The sequence below is a fragment of the Corynebacterium sp. CCUG 65737 genome (assembly GCF_024454115.1).
Lineage (GTDB): Bacteria > Actinomycetota > Actinomycetes > Mycobacteriales > Mycobacteriaceae > Corynebacterium > Corynebacterium genitalium.
Genome location: NZ_JAGPZB010000007.1, coordinates 26,421 through 47,045, shown reverse-complemented (window position 1 = coordinate 47,045; position 20,625 = coordinate 26,421). Strand labels below are relative to the sequence as shown.

General features: G+C 62.1%; 21 protein-coding genes. 13 read left to right on the top strand and 8 right to left on the bottom strand.

The window, feature by feature from the left end; translation table 11 throughout:
• The first annotated feature begins 22 nt into the window (after window positions 1–22).
• Genes leuC through KBX17_RS06955 form a run of 3 tightly spaced genes read left to right on the top strand, consistent with a single transcriptional unit; the run spans window position 23 to window position 3,103 of the window.
• Window positions 23–1,462, top strand: coding sequence for a 3-isopropylmalate dehydratase large subunit (gene leuC, locus KBX17_RS06965; RefSeq protein WP_256019089.1), 1,440 nt, complete (start codon window positions 23–25; stop codon window positions 1,460–1,462).
• Between the two features lie 9 nt (window positions 1,463–1,471).
• A complete protein-coding gene (gene leuD, locus KBX17_RS06960) occupies window positions 1,472–2,065 on the top strand; it encodes a 3-isopropylmalate dehydratase small subunit (RefSeq protein ID WP_005290383.1) in 594 nt (197 codons plus the stop codon).
• Between the two features lie 36 nt (window positions 2,066–2,101).
• Window positions 2,102–3,103, top strand: coding sequence for a DUF418 domain-containing protein (locus KBX17_RS06955; protein ID WP_256019087.1), 1,002 nt, complete (start codon window positions 2,102–2,104; stop codon window positions 3,101–3,103).
• Between the two features lie 3 nt (window positions 3,104–3,106).
• Here KBX17_RS06955 and KBX17_RS06950 read toward each other — a convergent pair whose 3' ends face one another.
• Window positions 3,107–4,114 (bottom strand): bifunctional NUDIX hydrolase/histidine phosphatase family protein, encoded by a 1,008-nt coding sequence (locus KBX17_RS06950; protein WP_256019086.1) that lies wholly within the window; start codon window positions 4,112–4,114, stop codon window positions 3,107–3,109.
• Between the two features lie 74 nt (window positions 4,115–4,188).
• On the opposite strand from KBX17_RS06950, the gene KBX17_RS06945 reads away from it, so the two are divergent.
• Together KBX17_RS06945 and KBX17_RS06940 are read left to right on the top strand one after the other, a co-directional pair.
• Window positions 4,189–5,187 (top strand): NAD(P)H-dependent glycerol-3-phosphate dehydrogenase, encoded by a 999-nt coding sequence (locus KBX17_RS06945; RefSeq protein ID WP_256019084.1) that lies wholly within the window; start codon window positions 4,189–4,191, stop codon window positions 5,185–5,187.
• Window positions 5,188–5,208: 21 nt separating this feature from the next.
• Window positions 5,209–6,264, top strand: coding sequence for a D-alanine--D-alanine ligase family protein (locus KBX17_RS06940; protein ID WP_256019082.1), 1,056 nt, complete (start codon window positions 5,209–5,211; stop codon window positions 6,262–6,264).
• Here the strand turns inward: KBX17_RS06940 and KBX17_RS06935 are convergent.
• Window positions 6,236–7,192 carry a DUF3515 domain-containing protein gene (locus KBX17_RS06935; protein ID WP_256019080.1) on the bottom strand — a complete coding sequence of 319 codons (957 nt, stop codon included), beginning with the start codon at window positions 7,190–7,192 and terminating at the stop codon, window positions 6,236–6,238. The genes KBX17_RS06940 and KBX17_RS06935 overlap by 29 nt on opposite strands.
• Before the next feature lie 48 nt (window positions 7,193–7,240).
• Here KBX17_RS06935 and KBX17_RS06930 point away from each other — a divergent pair, with 48 nt between their 5' ends.
• From KBX17_RS06930 to coaD, 6 genes are read left to right on the top strand one after another with little or no spacing between them, the layout of a single operon-like run.
• On the top strand, window positions 7,241–8,215 hold the full coding sequence (locus KBX17_RS06930; RefSeq protein WP_256019079.1) for a thiamine-phosphate kinase: 975 nt from the start codon (window positions 7,241–7,243) through the stop codon (window positions 8,213–8,215).
• On the top strand, window positions 8,212–8,856 hold the full coding sequence (locus KBX17_RS06925) for a uracil-DNA glycosylase (protein WP_256019077.1): 645 nt from the start codon (window positions 8,212–8,214) through the stop codon (window positions 8,854–8,856). The genes KBX17_RS06930 and KBX17_RS06925 overlap by 4 nt, the downstream gene beginning before the upstream one ends.
• Window positions 8,857–8,867: 11 nt before the next feature.
• Window positions 8,868–10,406: a DAK2 domain-containing protein gene (locus tag KBX17_RS06920; protein WP_256019076.1), complete on the top strand. Its 1,539-nt coding sequence runs from the start codon at window positions 8,868–8,870 to the stop codon at window positions 10,404–10,406.
• Between the two features lie 4 nt (window positions 10,407–10,410).
• Complete coding sequence (locus tag KBX17_RS06915; protein WP_370687591.1) at window positions 10,411–12,531, top strand: ATP-dependent DNA helicase RecG; 2,121 nt, start codon at window positions 10,411–10,413, stop codon at window positions 12,529–12,531.
• Window positions 12,532–12,540: 9 nt separating this feature from the next.
• Window positions 12,541–13,128: an RsmD family RNA methyltransferase gene (locus tag KBX17_RS06910; RefSeq protein WP_256019073.1), complete on the top strand. Its 588-nt coding sequence runs from the start codon at window positions 12,541–12,543 to the stop codon at window positions 13,126–13,128.
• A complete protein-coding gene (gene coaD, locus KBX17_RS06905) occupies window positions 13,125–13,610 on the top strand; it encodes a pantetheine-phosphate adenylyltransferase (protein WP_256019071.1) in 486 nt (161 codons plus the stop codon). The genes KBX17_RS06910 and coaD overlap by 4 nt, the downstream gene beginning before the upstream one ends.
• 152 nt (window positions 13,611–13,762) lie before the next feature.
• Here coaD and KBX17_RS06900 read toward each other — a convergent pair whose 3' ends face one another.
• The 4 genes from KBX17_RS06900 to KBX17_RS06885 form a co-directional block, all read right to left on the bottom strand.
• Window positions 13,763–14,530 carry an amino acid ABC transporter ATP-binding protein gene (locus KBX17_RS06900; RefSeq protein WP_305083298.1) on the bottom strand — a complete coding sequence of 256 codons (768 nt, stop codon included), beginning with the start codon at window positions 14,528–14,530 and terminating at the stop codon, window positions 13,763–13,765.
• 9 nt (window positions 14,531–14,539) lie between these two features.
• Window positions 14,540–15,457 (bottom strand): amino acid ABC transporter permease, encoded by a 918-nt coding sequence (locus tag KBX17_RS06895; RefSeq protein ID WP_256019069.1) that lies wholly within the window; start codon window positions 15,455–15,457, stop codon window positions 14,540–14,542.
• The gene (locus tag KBX17_RS06890) at window positions 15,457–16,356 is read right to left on the bottom strand and encodes an ABC transporter substrate-binding protein (RefSeq protein WP_256019068.1); all 900 of its coding nucleotides are present in this window, start codon (window positions 16,354–16,356) and stop codon (window positions 15,457–15,459) included. The genes KBX17_RS06895 and KBX17_RS06890 overlap by 1 nt, the downstream gene beginning before the upstream one ends.
• Window positions 16,357–16,441: 85 nt before the next feature.
• Entirely contained in the window at window positions 16,442–16,795 is a 354-nt protein-coding gene (locus KBX17_RS06885) for a hypothetical protein (protein ID WP_256019066.1), read from the bottom strand.
• A gap of 147 nt (window positions 16,796–16,942) precedes the next feature.
• Here KBX17_RS06885 and KBX17_RS06880 point away from each other — a divergent pair, with 147 nt between their 5' ends.
• Window positions 16,943–17,788, top strand: a complete 846-nt coding sequence (locus KBX17_RS06880) for a cutinase family protein (RefSeq protein ID WP_256019065.1) — start codon at window positions 16,943–16,945, stop codon at window positions 17,786–17,788.
• Here KBX17_RS06880 and KBX17_RS11550 read toward each other — a convergent pair whose 3' ends face one another.
• Entirely contained in the window at window positions 17,789–18,103 is a 315-nt protein-coding gene (locus KBX17_RS11550; protein ID WP_370687589.1) for an FAD-binding domain-containing protein, read from the bottom strand.
• A gap of 130 nt (window positions 18,104–18,233) precedes the next feature.
• Complete coding sequence (locus tag KBX17_RS06865; protein ID WP_256019063.1) at window positions 18,234–18,809, bottom strand: GDSL-type esterase/lipase family protein; 576 nt, start codon at window positions 18,807–18,809, stop codon at window positions 18,234–18,236.
• Between the two features lie 205 nt (window positions 18,810–19,014).
• Between KBX17_RS06865 and KBX17_RS06860 the strand changes: the two genes are divergently transcribed.
• Window positions 19,015–20,577, top strand: a complete 1,563-nt coding sequence (locus KBX17_RS06860) for a sodium:alanine symporter family protein (RefSeq protein ID WP_255997427.1) — start codon at window positions 19,015–19,017, stop codon at window positions 20,575–20,577.
• Window positions 20,578–20,625 lie beyond the last annotated feature (48 nt).

Here is a 20,625-nt window from a genome sequence, read left to right as displayed (position 1 = left end):
TTGGGAACATGCTTTAAGGAGAGTGTTTGAGGTGGCCGTTAATGCGGACAAGCCATTGACTTTGGCGGAAAAGGTTTGGCGCGATCACGTGATCACCAAAGGTGAGAACGGAGGCCCGGATCTGATTTACATCGACTTCCAACTTCTCCACGAGGTCACCTCACCGCAGGCGTTCGACGGCCTGCGCATGAACGGACGCACGATCCGCAACCCCCAGCAACACCTAGCTACTGAGGACCACAACGTGCCCACCGTGGGCATTAAGTCCGGCAATTTGCTGGAGATCGAGGAGCTGACCTCCCGCACCCAGGTGTCCACCCTGCGCAAGAACTGCGAAGAGTTCGGTGTCCGTCTGCACTCCATGGGCGACGTCAAGCAGGGCATTGTCCACACCGTTGGACCGCAGCTGGGCATCACTCAGCCGGGCATGACGATCGTGTGCGGCGACTCCCACACCTCGACCCACGGTGCGTTCGGATCGATCGGCATGGGCATTGGCACTTCCGAGGTTGAGCATGTCATGGCGACCCAGACGCTGCCGCTCAAGCCGTTCAAGACCATGGCTATCGAGGTCTCCGGGGAATTGCAGCCCGGAGTCACTGCTAAGGACTTGATTTTGGCGATCATCGCGAAGATCGGCACCAACGGCGGATCCGGCCACATCATTGAGTACCGCGGAGAGGCCATCGAGAAGCTGTCGATGGAAGCGCGCATGACCATCTGCAACATGTCCATCGAGGGCGGTGCCCGTGCCGGCATGGTGGCCCCTGACGAGAAGACCTTCGAGTACGTCAAAGGCCGCGAATACGCACCACAAGGCAAGGACTGGGACGACGCCGTCGCCTACTGGAAGACCTTGCCGACTGATGAAGGCGCCGAATTCGACACTGTCGTCGAAATCGATGGTTCGGCGCTGACCCCGTTTGTCACCTGGGGCACCAACCCTGGTCAGGGTCTGCCGCTGGCTGAGACTGTGCCGGACCCGGAGTCCTTTGGCGACGACACCCTCAAGGCAGCCGCCGAGAAGGCGTTGAAGTACATGGATCTTGAGCCGGGCACCCCGCTGCGGGACATCAAGATCGACACTGTCTTCCTTGGTTCGTGCACCAATGCGCGCATTGAAGACCTGCGTGCAGCTGCGGAGGTCATCAAGGGCAAGAAGATTCACGAGAACACCCGCATGATGGTCGTTCCCTCTTCCGCAATGGTGAAGCAGCAGGCGGAGGCAGAAGGCCTGGACCAGATCTTCCGCGACTTCGGAGCGGACTGGCGTACCGCCGGCTGCTCGATGTGCTTGGGCATGAACCCGGATCAGTTGCAGCCGGGGGAGCGGTCAGCGTCGACAAGCAACCGCAACTTCGAGGGCCGTCAGGGCCCCGGCGGCCGCACCCACCTGGTGTCGCCGCTTGTCGCAGCGGCAACCGCAATCACTGGCCACCTTGCCTCCCCGGCGGACCTTTAAGGAGCAATCATGGAAAAGTTCACCACCCACACCGGCGTTGGCGTTCCGCTGACCCGCTCCAACGTGGACACCGACCAGATCATCCCCGCTGTGTACTTGAAGCGTGTCTCGCGCACTGGGTTCGAGGACGGTCTGTTCTCCAACTGGCGTAACAACGAAGCAGACTTTGTGCTGAACCAGGATGCGTTCAAGAACGGCTCCGTGCTCTTCGCCGGCCCCGACTTCGGCACCGGCTCCTCTCGCGAGCACGCCGTGTGGGCGCTCATGGACTATGGCTTCAAGGCCGTGTTCAGCCCGCGCTTCGCCGACATCTTCCGTGGTAACACCTCCAAAGCAGGCCTGCTCGCCGGCCAAATGACTGAATCCGACATCGAGCTGATCTGGAAGCAGCTCGAGCAAAACCCCGGTATGGTGGTCACGGTGTCGCTCGAGGACCGGACCGTGACGGTGGGGGAGAACACCTTCACCTTCGAGATCGACGACTACATCCGCTGGCGCCTCATGGAAGGCCTCGACGACATCGGCCTGACCCTGCGTGATGAGGGCGCAATCGAGGACTTCGAAGCGAAGCGGCCCGCGTACAAGCCAGCTATCGACGTCTAGAAAGGCCGGAGAATGAACGAAACGCGAAACGCGAGAATGCTCTCGCTTGATGTGATCCGCGGAATCGCACTGTGCGGGATCGCCTTCGTGAACTTTCAACAGCAATGGCTCCTCTATCCAGGGCCTGAAGGGGAAAAGGAGGCGTACCGGGCGCTAGATCTCCTTGCTCACCAACGCTTCTTCACAGCGTTCACATTTCTCTTCGGGATTGGATTCGCCCTGATCGTCGATGGGGCTCGCCGACGCGGGATGATGGCGCAGTCCGTCATGTGGCGGCGGCTGCTGCCTCTTTTTCTGCTCGGAATCGTGCACCAAATCCTCCACCCCGGGGAGGCGCTGCTGTACTACTCAGCCTTCGGCTTCGTATTCCTGTACCCGCTCACTTTCGTCACCGACCTGAAACTTCGACGGACATTAGCCACCGTCGGAGGCGTCGTGCTGACTTTGCTCGGAGCGCCGTTCGGAGGAATCGTTCTCATTCCCGGCTTGCTCTTGCTCGGATTCGCATTCGCTATGTGGGGGCTACCGCAGGCCCTGGACGAGAACCCTAAACCGGCGGCGATGGCACTGCTGGTTCTGGTTCCGCTGACGCTGGGAATGAGCTACCTCCAGTACCGGAGTCTTGGAACGGTCGCATATAGCCACGTTGCTGCAGTGACTGGCCTGATCTACACAGCCATGTGGATGGCACTGGTGTATGTCCTGCTGCGCACGCCCCTGCGGTCCGCGCTCGGAGCGATGTTCGCGTCGCTGGGCCGAACGGCTCTGACGAACTACATTCTGGCGACGTTGGTGATCATCGGAAGCGGCCTGCTGTTGGGATATCCACGCGAAGATGCGGGAGCGACGAACGAAGACTTCTACACAGCTTTCGCGGTCGCCGCAGTGATGCTCGTCATCCAAGCTGTGCTCAGCTGGCTGTGGCTGCGCCGCTTCGGCCAGGGGCCGTTGGAGAAAGGCTGGCGCTACCTCACCTGGGAAGCGTTTGGCGGGCCGAAGAAACTGCAGCAAGCCGAGGCAGCGCACCCAGACGCTTAATTTCTACCGCACCGGCAGGGCTGTCGGCATGTAGTCCGCGCCGGTGAGGTCGCCGTTGTTGAAGGAGAGCACCCACACGCAGCCCTTCTTGCAGTTGATCTCACCGTCGATCGGCAGGCGGCCGTTCTCTGAGAGCCACTGGATCATGTTGGGCATCACGTCGCCCTGGGCTACGACGACGCTCGTGCCACCTTGATCGATGACAGCTTGGAAAGCCTGCTTGGCACCGGACGGGTCTGACTGCCACGCGTTGTCACCGAAACGCAGGTCGACGTCGACAGGCATGTTCAACTCGTCGGCAAGCGGCGCGATGGTTTGCTGGCAGCGGTCCGGAAGAGCGCTATAGATGCGCTCCGGCTGGAAGGCCGCGAGCATCGGGACGAGCATCTCCGACTGGCGGCGGCCTTTCTTGTCTAATGGCCGCTTGTTGTCGTCGCCGGACCACTTCTCGCGGTCGTGCGCCTTCGCGTGGCGCACATAAAGGATGCGGCTCGTCGCCGGGAGGCGGAAGCGCTTCTCCGCTTTCGTCAGAACCTGGCGGTCGAGGTCGTAGGACATGATCTCTTTGGCATCGTCGAAGGTGAGCCAGCGGATCTCGTCGACCTCGTCGTTCGGCTCGAACTCGCCGCCGAGCACCTGAGCGATCCAGTAATAGACCACCTTCGTGCTGTCCATGACGGGGTACACCGTCTTACCCAGCAGCTTGCCCAGGCGGATGTCGTAGCCGGTTTCCTCCTTGATCTCGCGGACCGCAGTGACCACGAGAGACTCGCCCGGGTCTACCTTGCCTTTGGCCAAGGACCAGTCGTCATAGCGTGGGCGATGAATGCACGCGACTTCAATCGAGTCGATGTCGTTGACGTCGCCGCGCCACAGCACGGCGCCCGCAGCCAGAGTAGTCTTCTTGAATTCCTCATCTGGTCGGCGTGGAATCTCCTGGTGGCGGCCGGTGAGGAACATCTCGCCCTGGATGTCCTTGTCGTCTTCGTGCATCTTCGACTTCTTGCCCATGGCATTCATCATATGCGCCCAACCGAGCCTGGCTCCTCTACACTGGCACGGAACGTAAGAGAGAAGGAGCGCACATGGTCAAGGTGGCTGTTCTCGGCGCCGGGTCGTGGGGGACCGCACTGGCGAAGGTCTTTGCGGACGCCGGAAACTCTGTGAGTCTGTGGGCGCGCCGCACCCAGTTGGCGCAGACAATGGCGTCCACACGCGAGAATCCCGATTACCTCGAGGGCATTGAACTGCCAGAGGCGATTGAAGCGACCGATGACGCCGAAGCCGCAATCGAGTCTGCACAGATCGTGGTGCCCGCTGTGCCGAGCCAGACGATGCGGGACAACCTGGCCACGTGGGCGCCGCACATCAGCTCGGACGCCACAGTGCTGTCTATCTCCAAGGGCATTGAGACGGGCACGTACAAGCGCATGTCCGAGGTGGTGGCAGAGGTCACCGGCATTAACGACGACCGCGTGGCCGTTTTGTCGGGCCCGAACCTGGCGCGCGAGGTCGCTGAGGAGCAGCCAGCGGCTACAGTTATCGCCTGCTCAGACCTCAACCGCGCGAAGCTGGTCCAGGCCGCCTGCGCAACCACTTATATGCGCCCGTACACCAACACTGATGTCGTCGGCTGTGAGATTGGCGGGGCCTGCAAGAACGTCATCGCGCTCGCGTGCGGCATGGCTGCGGGCAAAGATCTGGGGGAGAACACCCGCGCCACCTTGATCACCCGTGGCCTGGCGGAAATCACCCGTCTGGGCATGGCGCTCGGCGCGGACCAGCGCACTTTCGCGGGCCTTGCTGGGCTGGGCGACCTCGTGGCCACCTGCGGCTCGCCGCTGTCCCGCAACCGAACGTTCGGTGAACGTCTCGGCCGCGGAATGTCGCTCGAGGACGCCCGCGAGGCGACGCACGGCCAGGTCGCAGAAGGCGTGATCAGCTCCAAGAGCATCTACGAGCTGGCGCTGGCCAACGGAGTGGACATGCCGCTCACGGAGGCAGTGCATTCCGTGTGCCACGGCGACCTCAAGGTCGATGAGATGGTTGTCGCACTGATGGGTCGCTCGAAAAAGTCGGAGTAGGTGCCTTGTAGTGTGGTCTGCATGATCACACTTGCCGTCATTTACGGTGGAATGTCCTCCGAGCACTCCATTTCTTGCATTTCTGCTGGCGCCATCATGGCGGAGTTGCCCAAGGGCAAGTACAAAATTTTCCCGGTAGGCATCACTCAAGATGGCGTGTGGGTGGAAGGCACGACGGACCCGGTCGGGGATTCTCAGCTGCCGTCGGTCGCGGGCGAGCGCGAGGTCGCGCTGTCGGTCAATCCTTCCCGCCGCGGTGAGTTTTACGATGCTCGCACGGGCGAGGTGCTGGCCACCATCGACGCTGTCTTCCCGGTTCTGCACGGCACCTACGGCGAAGATGGCACGATTCAGGGTCTGCTCGACCTTGCTGGCGTGCCGTATGTCGGTCCGGGTGTGCTGTCGTCTGCCTGCTCGATGGACAAGCAGTTCACGAAGATTGTCGCGCGTTCGGCAGATGTGCCTGTCACCCGCGAGGTCGTGCTTGTCGACGACGAGCACCTCGACGACAACGACCGCGACTACCTCGGCCTTCCCGTGTTTGTGAAGCCGGCCCGCGGTGGATCCTCCATCGGCATCAACAAGGTCGACAGCTGGGATCAGCTCGATGACGCCGTGCGTTTTGCCCGCCTGTATGACTCCAAGGTCATCATTGAGGCGGAGCTGGTTGGCGACGAGGTGGAAGTCGGCGTGATCGAGCGCCCCAACGGCGATCTGATCGCCTCGCCTCCCGCAAAGCTCAACGGGACCTCCGAATCGGAGGAGGGCTTCTACGGGTTTGAGACCAAGTACCTCGACGACGTTGTCACCGCGACGATCCCGGCGGGCTACGACGACGTGATGAACGCCAAGCTCGAAGAGCTGGCCATCCGCACCTTCCGCGCTCTGGACTGCCGTGGTTTGGCGCGCGTGGACTTCTTTGTCACATCGGAGGGCCCGATGCTCAACGAAGTCAACACCATGCCCGGCTTCACGTCGATTTCTATGTTCCCGCAGGTCTTCCAAGCTGCGGGCATGAGCTACGGGGAGCTGCTCGAAACACTCATTGCTACTGCGCTGGAACGTTCTCCGCAATAAGGTTGGTCAGCTTCGTCAGCGCTTCTTCGCCGACACCCATGGGCAGCGACACTGCGATATCGGTGCGCCGGCCCAGCGCGTAGAGCAGCGTTGCAGTTCCGTCAGGGTTCTCCTCCTGGAACCACGGGGTGTCGTTGATCTGGGTCAGCTGGGCTCCAGGTTCATAGCTCGCCGGTGCCGCGACACCGCAGCGGATGACAATGGGTTCCACGCTATTCCCACCCCATGCGGCTGCAGATGCGTCGTCAAGCGAAGCGACGTTGCTCAGATCCAACCGTGGGTAGCCCGGGACGAGCTCGTCGGGGAGTCCTCCCATGAGCGTCTCGCACTCGGCTACAGCGCCCTCTGCGGGTTCAAGCGCGGCCAGCGGCGCGGGTGCAGGTTCGCTCGCCTCTTCCGGTAGAGCAGACAGGTCGAGCTTATCGACGGGACTCTCACCCTCCCGCACAGCCTGATGGTCCGCCGTCACCGCCACGACCGGCGAGCGGTCCACTGTGAACCATGTGGACAAGTCCGCCCCCGCCGTAGGGTCGCTGATTTCTATCCACCGTGCTCCGGCCGCTTCAAACGTGGGGGTGAGCTCGGTGTACTGGAGAGGGGCTTCGACACCGCAGCGCAGCGTGACGCGTTCGTCGGACGCAGACTGCCACACGGCAGCACCGGCAGGAGCCGGGTCGAGCAGCTCGGCGCGGCGGTGACCGGCAAGCTCGTCGGGCAGAGACTCGACCAACTGGGCGCATTCGGCGGAGTCCGCCATAGGAGACGGCAACTCCGACAGCGAGACCGGCTGGTTGTTAAGCTTCTGCATAACCAATTTGGACCCGACGAGCACGCCGACGACAAGCGCTAGCGCCAAGCCCAGACTGACGTAGATCAGTGTCTTGTTCATCGGCGGCGCGGCGGTAGTCTGTTCGGCTGAGCTCGTCATAACGGCCCAGTCTATAAGGCCCAGAACCGAGAAAGGCCCCACGCACCTATGATTCACACCGGTTTTCCCACCAGTGGCCCCACGCTCGGTGAGGTCGGGGAACACGCGGTAATCCAGTCGATCATCGATGCCAGCCCATCACCGGTTAACGGGGATGACGCAGCTGTTCTGTCGCCGGCGTCGCCGAACTCGCGCGTGGTGGCTACGACGGACATGCTCGTGGAAGGGCGTCATTTCCGGGCGGATGTGACCACCCCGTGGTATCTGGGCCGAAAGGCAGTCGTGCAGAACTTCGCCGATATTGAAGCAATGGGTGCGCGCCCGATCGCTGTGTTGCTGTCCTTGTCTGCTCCGCCCGCAATGGCGGCGTCCGTGGTCGGGGAGATCGCCCGTGGGATCGCCCACGAGATTGACAAGTACGCCGCCGAGCTCGTCGGCGGCGACGTCACAGCGGGGGAGAGCCTTGTTCTCTCGGTCACCGCTATCGGATCCCTCGGCGGCAACCGGCCGCCGCTGACCCTATCCGGTGCGCGCCCGGGCCAGAACCTTGTTGCCCACGGTGCGATCGGTTACTCCGCCGCTGGCTTGGACCTGCTGGAATCGGGCATGAAGATCCCCGAGAAGTTGGAACCGCTCGTGCTGGCCTACCAGGCTCCTGTTCTCTCGCCGAGCGCTGGCGTGGTCGCGCGTTCCGCCGGAGCGAGTGCGATGACCGACAACTCCGACGGTCTACTGCACGATCTCACTGCGATCGCTGAGAACTCCGGTGTGCGGTTCGATCTGGATCCCCACACGATCGCCCCCGACGACTTGCTGCTTCATGCCGCTGAGCTTCTTGGCGCTGACCCGTGGAAGTGGGTGTATGAGGGCGGGGAAGACCACACTTTGCTTGGCACGTTGCATGGGAATGCGCCTGTCGGGTTTCGCAGCATCGGCAAGGTGTGTCGCACCAACGACGCAGCGAGCGTCACCGTCGATGGTGCTGCACCCAATTACTCCGGAGGATGGGAGAGTTTCGCATGAGTTTGCCTGTGCATGAGAGTTGGAAGCAACCACTGAAGCCCGTCGAAAAGCGCATTCATGAGATGGGTGACTTCCTGCGCGCGAACCAGCCGTACCTGCCGGCCGGCAACGACGTCCTGCGCGCGTTTCAGGACCCGTTCGACGATGTGCGCGTGCTCATCGTCGGCCAAGATCCGTACCCGACACCAGGGCACCCCATGGGCCTGAGCTTTTCGACGCAACCAGGTGTGCGCCCACCCCGCTCCCTGGTGAATATCTACACTGAGCTGGAAAGCGACCTGGGCATCCCGCCCCGGAAGGACGGCGACCTGTCCAACTGGGCGAGCCAGGGAATCTTGCTGCTCAACAGGGTGCTCACCGTGGCGCCCGGAAAATCTGGCTCGCACCGCGGCAAGGGCTGGGAAGAGGTCACAGAGCAAGCGATGCGCGCCCTCGCCGAGCGTGACACACCGCTCGTGGCCATCCTGTGGGGACGCGACGCCCGCACCGCCAAAGAGTTCCTAGGTGACACTCCATGCATCGAGTCGACGCACCCCTCACCGTTTTCCGCGCGCAACGGATTCTTCGGCTCCCGCCCGTTCTCGCGGGCCAATGAGGCGCTGCAGGCCCAAGGGGCCGACGGTGTTGACTGGGCACTGTAGAGTAAGTGCCCATGACCACCCTCTCCGGCGTTTCTGTGCTTGACGGTGCCCGCCTTCTGGTGTGGGCACGTAGCGGCGCTGAAGCGTTGGAGGAGCACCGCGAGGACATCAACAGCCTGAATGTCTTCCCCGTGCCGGATTCAGACACTGGCTCCAACATGGCGTACACAATGGCCGCAGCCGTGCGCGAAGCCGAGAATGTGGATCCGTCCGCCGGCGCGGACGCGGTCGCTGAGGCGCTGGCGTTCGGCAGCATTAAGGGTGCCCGCGGTAATTCGGGGATCGTCCTGTCCCAGGTATTGCGGGGTGTCGCGCAGGCGGCACTCGATGGGGAGTTGGACGGCAGAAGCGTCGCAGACGCGCTGACCAACGCTGTCACGTTCGTGAAGCGGGCTATCAATTCGCCCGTCGAGGGCACGATCATCACCGTCTTGCGCGAAGCAGCTAATGCGGCACGAGCGGCCGCGGAGACCGGTGAGCTTGCTGACGTCACTGCAGCAGCCCTTGGTGCCGCCGAAGAAGCGCTCGAACGCACTCCGTCACAGCTCGCTGAACTCCGCGAAGCGGGGGTTGTGGATGCAGGCGGTACTGGGCTGGTGCTGTTGCTTCAGGTGCTGCACGACAGCGTCAGCGGCGAAAGCGGCGGTGACCGTCCCGTAGGTTCTGCAGCTGGTTCGGACCATGAACACGGGGACGGCCACAGCGCCCCCGGTTGGCTCGAAGTTCTGTTCATGTTCTCTGGTCCCCTCGATGATCTTGAGTCGGTGCTCTCCGGGATGGGGCGCAGCCTTGTCGTGGCCCGTGTGACGGACACGCAGGGCAAGGTGCACATTCATACCCCGGAAGCGGGGCCGGTCATCGAGAAGGCCTTTGCCATGGGGGAGGTGACCGATTTGCGGCTCGAGGTGCTGCCGGATGCGTCCCCGTTGCATGAAGCGCGCCGTGTCGGCCGCCTCATCGTTGCGGTGACTCCTGCCGGTTCGTTGATGGATCTGTACACCCAAGCCGGTGCCGTCGCTGTCGTGCCCGGCCCAGGTGTGGTTGAGGATCTCCGCCGCGAGATTGTCGCCTCGGGCGCGCACGAGGTTCTTGTGCTGCCCAATGGCCAGCTCGACTCCGAAACGCTCGGCGCAGTCGAATCAGTTGCCGAGACGGATGACACGGAGATCGTTTTGCTCCCGACAGTCCGCCTGGTCAACGGTATCGCTGCTCTTGCCGTTCATGATCCGCGCCTGCCGCTCGACCAGGCGGCTGCTTTGATGCAGGAAGCCGCGCAGGAGATGGATGTCGCTGATATCCAGACCACCGATGACGGGATTGATGTCCTCGGTGCGAACGGAGCTATTGCCCGGGCAGACGACCTCGCTTCGGCCATTGAGCAGGCGTGCACCGCTTTGCTTGCCGACGGCGGCGAGCTCATTACCCTCCTTCTCGCCCCGGACGACGCCACCGCGGTTGACAGCGACGCCCTCGAAGAGAAACTCGGGGCCGAGGTACTGGTCTACCCGGCAGATGGCCTCGGAACGCTCGGCCACATCGGAGTGGAGTAGCACCGTGCTCGGCCTGACGTACTCCACGCCGCTCAACCTGGTCATTCCCACCCGCCCCGCGCGAGCCATCGCGACCAACTTCGGGATCGAGACAGCAGAAGGGCTGCTGGAGTACTACCCGCGCAAGTACCTCCACTACGGTTACGGCGACGCGCTCGAAGGGGCGCTGCCAGGTGACACGATCTCTTTCATCGGCGTGATCCAGTCCACGCGCATGATTCACGGCAAGCGCACAATCTTCAAAGCGCAGGTCTCCGACGGGCGCAACACGATTGACATGTCGTTCTTCAACGCCCGCTACGCCCCACGGGTGCTTGAGGAAGGCACCCGTGGCATGTTCACTGGGAAGCTGTCCTACTTCAACGGCATGCCGCAGTTGCAGCACCCGGACTTCATTCTGCTCAACCAGCCCAGTTTCTCAGGCGAGAAGTCGAGCGGTGCTACGCACAGTTCCGGGTCGATGAAGCAGCTCGCCGCCTTCGGGGACCCCGATGAGATGTTGGCCGGCCGTGAGTGGTTGCCGGTGTACGCGGCAAAGAAGAACGTCTCCACATGGACCATTATGGGTGCGGTCGCTACCGTCCTCGAACACATCGGGGAGGTGGAAGAGCCGCTCGGCTTCACTCCCGAGGGCTTCATTTCTCTTCAGGACGCTCTGTGGCAGATTCACTTGCCCGGCCCCCGCGGCCCTGACGCCGCCCGGAACCGCCTGAAATACAACGAGGCGCTGCGGGTGGCTCTCATCATGGCGGTGCGCCGCGAGGATACGGCGCATCGGACGGCGCCGGCGCTTCCGCGCGTCGATAAGCGCAACCAAGCGCAACTCTTGAGCGCTTTGCCGTTCTCGCTGACCGACGGGCAGCTCGGTGTGCTCGACGAGATCACCTCAGACCTACAGCGCACGATCCCGATGACCCGCCTGCTGCAGGGCGAGGTCGGTTCCGGAAAAACGATCGTGGCGTTGGCTGCGATGCTCCAAGCGGTGGACAACGGCATGCAGTGTGCGCTGCTCGCCCCAACGGAAGTACTCACTCTGCAGCATGAAAAGTCCCTGCGTAAAACCTTGATGCGCACCGGTGTCCATGCCCGCGTGGTGGCACTGACGGGGTCGATGCCGACCGTGCAGAAACAGGAGGCGCTGCTGGCGATCATGACGGGGGAGGCCGACATCGTCGTGGGCACGCACGCGATCATTCAAGAGAGCGTGGAGTTCTTCAACCTCGGTTTCGTCGTCGTGGATGAGCAGCACCGCTTCGGTGTGGAGCAGCGTGACATGCTGCGCGACAAAGCAGGGGATATCACCCCGCACTTGCTGGTGATGACGGCGACACCGATTCCGCGCACCATCGCCATCACCGTCTTCGGCGACTTGGAAGTGTCCACTCTGCGGGAGCTGCCCGGCGGCCGCAAACCCATCCAGTCGGCGATCGTGCCGGAGTTCAAGGAGACGTGGGTGGCGCGTGCCTGGGTGAAGATTCGCGAGGAGGTCGCCGCCGGCCACCAGGCCTATATTGTGTGCCCGCGCATTGAGGGGCCCGGCGGGGTGCTCGAGATGGCGGAACGCCTGCAAGCTGTGGAGTTGCAGGGCCTGCGAATCGAGATTCTGCACGGCCGCATGAAAGGCGAGGACAAGGACCGGATCATGTCCGAGTTCAGCGCCGGAGAGATCGATGTGCTCATCTCCACGACGGTCATCGAGGTCGGTGTCGACGTACCGAATGCAACGGTGATGATGGTGCGCGAATCCGAGCACTTCGGGGTCTCCCAGCTCCACCAGCTGCGCGGCCGTGTGGGTCGTGGTGGGCACCAGTCGCTGTGCTTGTTCCATACCTTCGCTGAGCCCGATACACCCCAGCTCGAGCGCGTTTCGCGCATTGCCGAGGTTTCCGACGGGTTCGAACTCGCCGAGCTCGACCTGGAGATCCGCCAAGAGGGCGACGTGCTGGGCACATCCCAGTCCGGCAAGGAGCGACAGCTCAAGCTGCTCAACCTTGTCGAAGACTATGAGATCATCCAGCGCGCCTACGACGACGCCGCCGAGATTGTCGCCCGCGACATTGAGCTGGCCCGCTCCGTCACCGAAGAGATGATCCTCGAAGAATTCGAGTATCTGGATAAAAGTTAAAGTGGTCGCATGAGCCGAATCATTTCGGGCGAAGCCCGCGGACGCAAGATCAAGGTGCCGCCGGAAGGCACCCGCCCCACCTCCGACAGAGCGAAAGAGGGGTTGTTCTCGTCGCTGCAGGTGCGGTTTGGCTTCGTCGGCAAGCGTGTGCTCGACCTGTTTTCCGGCTCGGGCGCACTGGGGCTTGAGGCCGCGTCGCGTGGCGCCGAGGAGGTCGTGCTCGTCGAGTCTGACCCGAAAGCCGTCGAGATAATCAAGCACAACGCGAAGGCCGTCGGCCATCCGAACGTGCATATTGAGCCCGTCAAGGCCTCCGCCTATGTGCCGCGTGCCCCGCGCGCGTACTTCGACATGGTGCTCGCCGACCCGCCCTACGACCTGCCCGACGAGGACGTCGCCGCCATGCTCGAAGCGCTCAAGCCCGCGCTTATCGACGGCGCAGCTGTCGTCATCGAACGCCACCGCGACAGCGCAGAAACCGCATGGCCGGAGGGCTACACACCTACCGGTCAAAAGTTGAAGAAGCGCCTGTATGGTATCGCTCGTATGGACATGGCTGTCTACGACAGTGCCGACAAGAACGAGGAAGAACAATGACGAAGGCAGTATGCCCAGGATCCTTCGACCCTGTGACCAACGGTCACCTGGACATCTTCACCCGCGCCGCGCGTAGCTTCGATGAAGTCACCGTCCTGGTGACCGGCAACCCGAACAAGCAGTCCGGCCTGTTCAGCATTGACGAGCGCATGGGCCTCATCCGCGAAGTCACCAGCCACATTCCCAACATCACAGTGGACACGTGGGGCGGTCTGCTGGTGGACTACACCACCGCGCACAACATCGGCGCGCTGGTGAAGGGTCTGCGCTCCTCCCTCGACTACGACTACGAGCTACCCATGGCGCAGATGAACCGGCGGCTCTCCGGCGTGGACACATTCTTCCTCATGACCGACGAGAAGTACGGTTACATCTCGTCCTCCCTGTGCAAGGAAGTGGCCAAGTACGGCGGCGACCTGAAGGGGCTTGTGCCGGACCCGGTTTTCGAGGCGATGAACCAGAAGTTCAGCGGCACTACTTAGGTCCAAGGGCCGCTTGCGGAAAAGTTGACAAACCTGAAACCAGTCTAGCGCCCCAGATCGCTTCTACCTGCGGAAACGGTTCTAGGCGCAAATCGAGTTTGTCAACTTTTCCGCACTAGGTTTCCGCACTGGGGCGCGGCCCCCGAAGATCCCTAGAAGATCGAGGACAGGAACTCCTGAGTGCGGGCTTCCTGGGGGTTGTCGAGAACTTGCTCGGGAGTGCCGTACTCAACAATGGCGCCGTCAGACATGAAGGCGACTGTATCGGCGACCTCGCGGGCGAACGCCATCTCGTGGGTGACTACCAGCATGGTCATTCCGGATGCGGCCAGCTCGCGCATCACGCGGAGGACTTCGCCGACGAGTTCGGGGTCGAGGGCGGAGGTGGGTTCGTCGAAAAGCATGAGCTTGGGGTCCATAGCTACCGCGCGCGCGATGGCGACGCGTTGCTGTTGACCTCCGGAAAGCTGGACGGGGTAGGCCTCCGCTTTGTGGGCGAGGCCGACTTGCTCGAGCAGCTCCATGGCCTTCTTTTTGGCAGTTTCCGGCTTCTCGCCCTTGACGTGGATGGGCGCTTCGATGATGTTCTCCAGGGCGGTGCGGTGGCCGAAGAGATTGAAGGACTGGAAGACCATGCCGATGTCGCGGCGCTGGCGGGAGGCATCCTTCTCCGAGAGTTGGTATAAAACACCGTCTTTCTCGCGGTACCCGATGAGATCCCCGTCGACGTAGAGACGGCCGGCGGTGACCTGCTCGAGGTGGTTCACGCAGCGCAGGAACGTCGACTTACCAGACCCCGACGGGCCGATGAGGCAGGTGACCTCGCCTTTTTGCACTTCGAGGTTGATGCCCTTGAGCACGTCGAGCGAGCCGAAAGACTTCCAGACGTCGACGGCCTGAACCATGGGTGTGCTAGTCATGAGCGCTTCCTACCTTTCCTCGATGACGGTGACGTTGTGGGGTGTTTTGCCTTCAGCGTCGGTCAGCGCCGCGAGCTGGCGGGCCGTGAGTTCGCGAGTGACACCACGGTCGAAGTAGCGCTCCAGGTAGTACTGGCCGATCATGAGGATCGAGGTGATCACCAGGTACCAGGTGGCGGCGACAAGCAGCATCGGCACTGGCTCGAAGAGCGCGGCGGCAATGTCCTGGCTGCGGCCGTAAAGCTCGAGCGAGTAGGGGATAGCCACCACCAGCGAGGAGGTCTTCAGCAGGGAAATGAACTCATTGCCTGTCGGCGGGATGATGATCCGCATTGCCTGCGGCAGGACCGTGCGGCGCATGGTCATGCCCCAGCCCATGCCCAAAGCTTTCGACGCTTCGATCTGCCCTTCCGGAACCGAGTTGATGCCGGAGCGGACGATTTCGGCCATGTAACCAGCTTCGTTGAGGCCCAGGCCAAGCACCGCGAGGGCGAAAGCGGAGGACGTGAGTGCCTCCATGGAGATCTCAGTGAAGCCGAGGTTGACAGACTGGTAGATCGCTCCGAGAAGTCCCCAGAACACCAGTTGGACATATACCGGGGTACCTCGGAAGACCCACAGGTACAGCCACGCAATGGATTTGAACACTGGGTTCGGCGACATGCGCATGACTGCCAGGATCACGCCGAGCACCACACCGATGATCATGGCCAGCACCGTCAGCGCCAGGGTGTGGCCGGCGGCGCTGAGGATGCGGGTGTCAAAAAGGTACGCGAAGTAAGTGCCCCAGCCGTAGGCCTCGCGGCGCGCGGCGTCGAAGATGAAGAGCGCGAAAAGCACCAACAGGATCACCGCGGCGACCCATCGTCCCGGGTGGCGCAGCGGTTTAGCCTCGATGCGTTGTGGGCGTTCGTTGCGTTGAGCCATTAGTGTCCTCCCACTGGCTGCTCGTTGATCAGGGCCTCATCCAACAGGCCGGTTTCCACATTCCACTGTTCCAAGATGCGCTGGTATTCGCCCGTATCAATAAGGTGTTGCATGGCTGCGGCGAGCGCGTCCGCCAGCGGCGAATCCTTCGGCACCGCGATGCCGTAGGGTGCGGCGTCGAACATCTCGCCAGTGAGCTCGAGCTGGCCGTCCGAGCGTTCCACGGCCCAGGCCGACACAGGTGAGTCCGCGCTAAGCGCGTCAGCGCGCCCGACGAGCGCAGCCAATGCAGCATTGTCCGACGTGTCGTAGGACAGGATCGTGATCGGGTTGCCTTCCTCTTCGCACTTCTCGGCTTTCGGGCGGATGTCGTCCGTCTCTGACACCGTGGTGCGCTGCACGGCAACGGTGAGCCCGCAGGGGTTCTCCGGGTCGACCCCGCTGCCGGGCTGAGTCGCCCACTGGATGCCGGCGTACAGGAAGTTGACGAACTCGAAGTTCTCGCGCCGTTCCTCCGTGTCAGTGAAGCCAGACATTCCCGCGTCGAGCGTTCCGGCCTGAACGGCGGGCAAGATCATGGAGAAATCCTGCTCCTGAGCTTGGAACTCTAGACCCATAACGCTGGCGAGGGCGTGGCCGAGATCCATCTCCAGACCAATCATCCGGCCTTGCGAGTCCTTGAACTCAAAAGGAGCGAACGGGGGGTTGGTACCGATTGTCAGGGTGCCGGATGCCTGTATATCTTCAGGCACCATCGCGGCGATCCCGGGAACCTCATCCGGCGTGATCTGCTTCCAACCGTCAGGGTGTCCGCCCTCGACGTTGGTGACGCAACCAGCGAGCATGCTTATCGACGCAATGCTGGCTGCGCAGGCTGCCACCTTGAAAGGTTTGAACATAGAAGAAGCATACAATGCCTTCGAGTGAAGAAATTGTATGCCTCGGTCTTGGCTCAGTCCCTCTCGGAACGAGCATTGGTGCGGTCTAGCGCGGCATGTTTGCCATGACCAGCTGGATGATCTGGCCGATGATGGTGATCCCCGCTGCGATGATGACGTAGTTGAGGATGGCGCGGGTCAAGCCCTCGGAGCTCGTCGCAGTGTCCATAGAGGACATATCCCCAAAGGGCTCGAGGCCATTTTTGAAGAAGTCCTTGGTGCTGGAGTTTTCCTGCAGAACCGACTTCTCGGGATCTAGGCCGCGTTCGATGCCAGTGGTGATTTCCGCGGAGATTTTTCCGATCTTGTCCTGTGCGTCTGCCACGGCGGGGAAAGCTCCCAGGGTCAGGGCAGCCGCGGTGGCGACGGAGACGGCTTTAGTAACGATGGATTTGCGCATGCGGGCAGTGTACCCCGCGGTTGCCCCCGACGAAACTGTGCTGAGAGCAAACTGGCCGTTTCCTGTTGGGGTTTCCTTGTATGTGCTTTATTCTTAGTTGGTCTTTACGCGGAAACCGATGCCTCACGGGGCGCGAGGAATAAGAGAATGTTGCTGAAGAAGATTGCGGCGGTCGCTGTCGCGCTTGGGTTTGTAGCGGGCGGTGCTGCGCAGGCGAGTGCTCAGGATATGAGCTCGGTGCTGGAGTCGCCGAATGTGAACACGTGCTCGCGCGAGTTCCTCATTACTATTCCCGGTGGTGCCAACACTGCTTCGTTCCTCCCGGAGAAGGCTCCTGTCGGCCCGAAGGTGACTCCGGTGGCGCAGCGCGTGCACCAGCGCACCGGTGGGACGACGCAGCCGGTGTGGATCACCTACCCGGCCGTGCCGTTCACGCTGATGACGTACACGGATTCCGCGCGTGCAGGATATAACGATGCTTCTGCGACGATGCGTCGATTGTCCCGAATGTGCCCGGATGCGACCTTTAGCATTACCGGCTTCTCTGAAGGAGCTGGCATCGGTGCGCAGCTGATTAACGACATCGCCCACGACCGCGGGCCGATCCAGAAGGAGAAGTTCCGCTCAGCTGCGCTGATCTCCAACCCCCACCTGGCTGACAACGGTGGCCACTTCCGCGCTGGTGCCACGGCCGCCGATCAGGGCGCGTTGGAGACACTGGAGGGTGGTTACGGTGAGCTAGGTCCGCGCGTGCTGGATATCTGCCGCCCCGACGACCCGATCTGCTCGCTTCCCGACGAATGGCGCCGCCACGTCGACCCCATGCTGCGTGTGGCCACTTTGAGGGGGCAGGTGCCGATCACCGAGCTGGCGGCGATCGTCGCAGTGCGCTCACCCACGACGCTGCCGCTGTTGTTGAGCGTTTACAACCACGGCCAGTACGGCGAGGTCTCCTACGGTGAGGCCGTGAACTGGATTACGGCCGCCCGCTAGTTATTTCTTGGTGTCGTCGTAGGCGATTAACGCCGTCTTACGCGACTCTTTGACGTCGACCATCGGCTCCGGGTACATCGGGGTGTGTCGCTCCGGCACCCACTGGTTGATGTAAATCCCCTGGGGGTCGAACTTCTCCTCCTGAAGAAGGGGGTTGAAGATGCGGAAATAGGGAGCGGCATCGATCTCCTCGAAAATGAACAGCCCGACCACATGGCCGTGCTGCGCTGCCCACGTGAGGGCGGCGTTATCCGTGAGCCGGAGGTCGTCGCGGAACCAGGCAAGTGCGAGGGGCTGCGGGGTGGGGGAGACCATGTCTTTCAGACTAAACGCGGAGCGCTTTTGGGCACGGGCCCTTTCACTTTTCCCGCCTACGAAAAATGCTCCGCGCCAGCATTTGAGCTAGCGGGGAGCAGCGTGGTTTCAGAGGGCGTCCTCGCGGGCGCTAGAGCACCTGCTTCACACGGGTAGCCACGTAGCGCGAACCAGCGTGGGAGGGGTGGTAGGCCAAGTTGTAGTTCTCGGTGGTGGTGTCAATGAACCCGGCGACCCAGCGGTTCTTGTCCGGCGCGCAGGAGTGGTTGTTGCGGGATTCGTTCTTGATGTCAATGAAGGTGGCGCTGATCTCACGCGCTGCTCGCATCTGGGCATCGCGAGCACCCAGTTCCATCGCCTGAAGATGGTCAAGCGGAATGCCCCCGGGCATGTTCGGAATCACGTTGACCAGGCAGATGCGCTGCAGGCCGGTGGGTTCGGAAATGGAGAGCAAGCCGGGCATGATGATGCGGGCGTTGGGGGCGACATGGCGGATCTTGCCGGCAGCGGTGTGCAGGTTGCGGACGTAAACGTTCTGGATGTCACGGAAGTCGCCGGAATCACCGTTTAGCACGTTCAAAGGTGCGTAGTCGTTGAACCCGGTGGATATTAAAACGGTGGTGGTGCCTCGGTTGAGGTCGCCCTTCGCGATCGCGCGGTCGATGCGGTGGAGCAGCGAGGTCGAGTTTCCACCGGATAACGTCACATCTGTTACTGATGTGACAGATGTGACGTATGTTCTTTCTGGATGGGTAGTGTAGCTTAGTTGTCCTGTCATTTGAGTATCGGACCCCGCGTGTGCACTCGGTTGGGGGTAACTGCGAAAAATATGGGCAGGAGCGCATAGTGGGCGCTTCCCATGGTCTATAGTTTGACCAATATTTAGAACTCGCCGACGTGGGAGGACCCCCATGGAAGATCTCATCAGCACGCTTGAAGGCCTGATCTGGTCGAATGCGCTCGTATTCCTCTGTCTAGGTGCTGGCGTGTACTTCACAGCCGTGACGTTGTTCTTGCAGGTGCGTTGCTTGCCAGACATGATCAAACAAATTCGTTCGGGGGAGGACTCTGAATCGGGAATTTCCTCGTTCCAGTCGCTAATGGTCTCGCTGGCTGGCCGCGTCGGCGTAGGAAACATCTCTGGTGTGGCCACGGCCATCGCCTTCGGTGGTCCGGGTGCGGTGTTCTGGATGTGGCTGGTGGCCTTCCTGGGTTCGGCCACCTCCTTCGTCGAATGCTGCCTGGCCCAGGTGTATAAGGAGAAGGATCGTGACACGGGTGAATACCGCGGCGGCCCTGCCTATTACATCGAGAAGGCGTACTCCCACACCAAGGCCCGTCCGTTCGCGCTCGTCTACGCTGTCCTCTTCGCGGTCATGATGATCCTGGCTACCTCGTACTTCTTGCCGGGTGTTCAGGCCAACGGTGTGGCCGCAGCCGTCGATAATGCATGGAGCGTTCCCACGTGGGCGACTGCGCTGGTGATGGTCGCGCTGCTCGCTGTCATCATCCTCGGTGGTGTCAAGCGCATCGCCTGGTTCGCGTCCATGGTCGTGCCCTTCATGGCGGTGTTGTACATCCTGGTCGCCGTGATCATTCTGTTTGTGAACGCGTCGGAGATTCCCGATGTCTTCGGCCTGATCTTCCGTTCCGCGTTCGATCGCGAGGCACTGTTCTCCGGTATGCTCGGCGCCGCCATCCTGTGGGGTGTCAAGCGCGGTATCTACTCCAACGAGGCTGGCCAGGGCACCGGCCCGCAGTCGGCCGCTGCTGCTGAGGTGTCCCACCCGGCGAAGCAGGGGTTCGTGCAGTCGTTCGCCGTGTACGTCGATACGCTGCTCGTCTGCTCTGCGACCGCATTCATCATCATCTCCACCGATATGTACCGCGTCTTCGAAGGCGACGAAGAAGGCCCGGTCCGCTACTCCGGTGCGATCTCCGAGACGATCGCTGTCGGCCCCGGCTATGTCCAGTCGGGTCTTGACACATTGATCCCGGGCTTCGGCGCGAGCTTCGTGGCGTTGGCCATTCTCTTCTTCGCCTTCACCACGATCGTCGCTTACTACTACATGGCAGAGGTCAACTTCAGCTACCTCAACCGGTGGATCGAGAACGACACCGCCCGCAGCGTGGTCATTTGGTTCCTGCGCGGTCTGATTCTCGTGTCTGTGTGGGTCGGTGCAACCACGACTCCGGGCACAGCGTGGGCGCTCGGCGACATTGGCGTCGGCGTGACGGCGTGGCTGAACATCGTTGCCATCCTCGTGCTGCAAGTTCCCGCACTGAAGTGCCTTTGGGATTACCGCCGCCAGAAGAAGGCTGGCCTCGACCCGCAGTTCGACCCGGAGGCAGTGGGCATCCGCAACGCGACGTTCTGGCAGGCGCGCAAAGAGCAAATGCTTATCGACGGCTCCTGGACCACCCCCTCCACCCACGAATCCAACAGCATTCTGGAACGGTATCCCCGGGCCTAAAACCGCACGTGCGTGGCGGTCCACGGGCCTAGGCTGGGAGGTAGAACC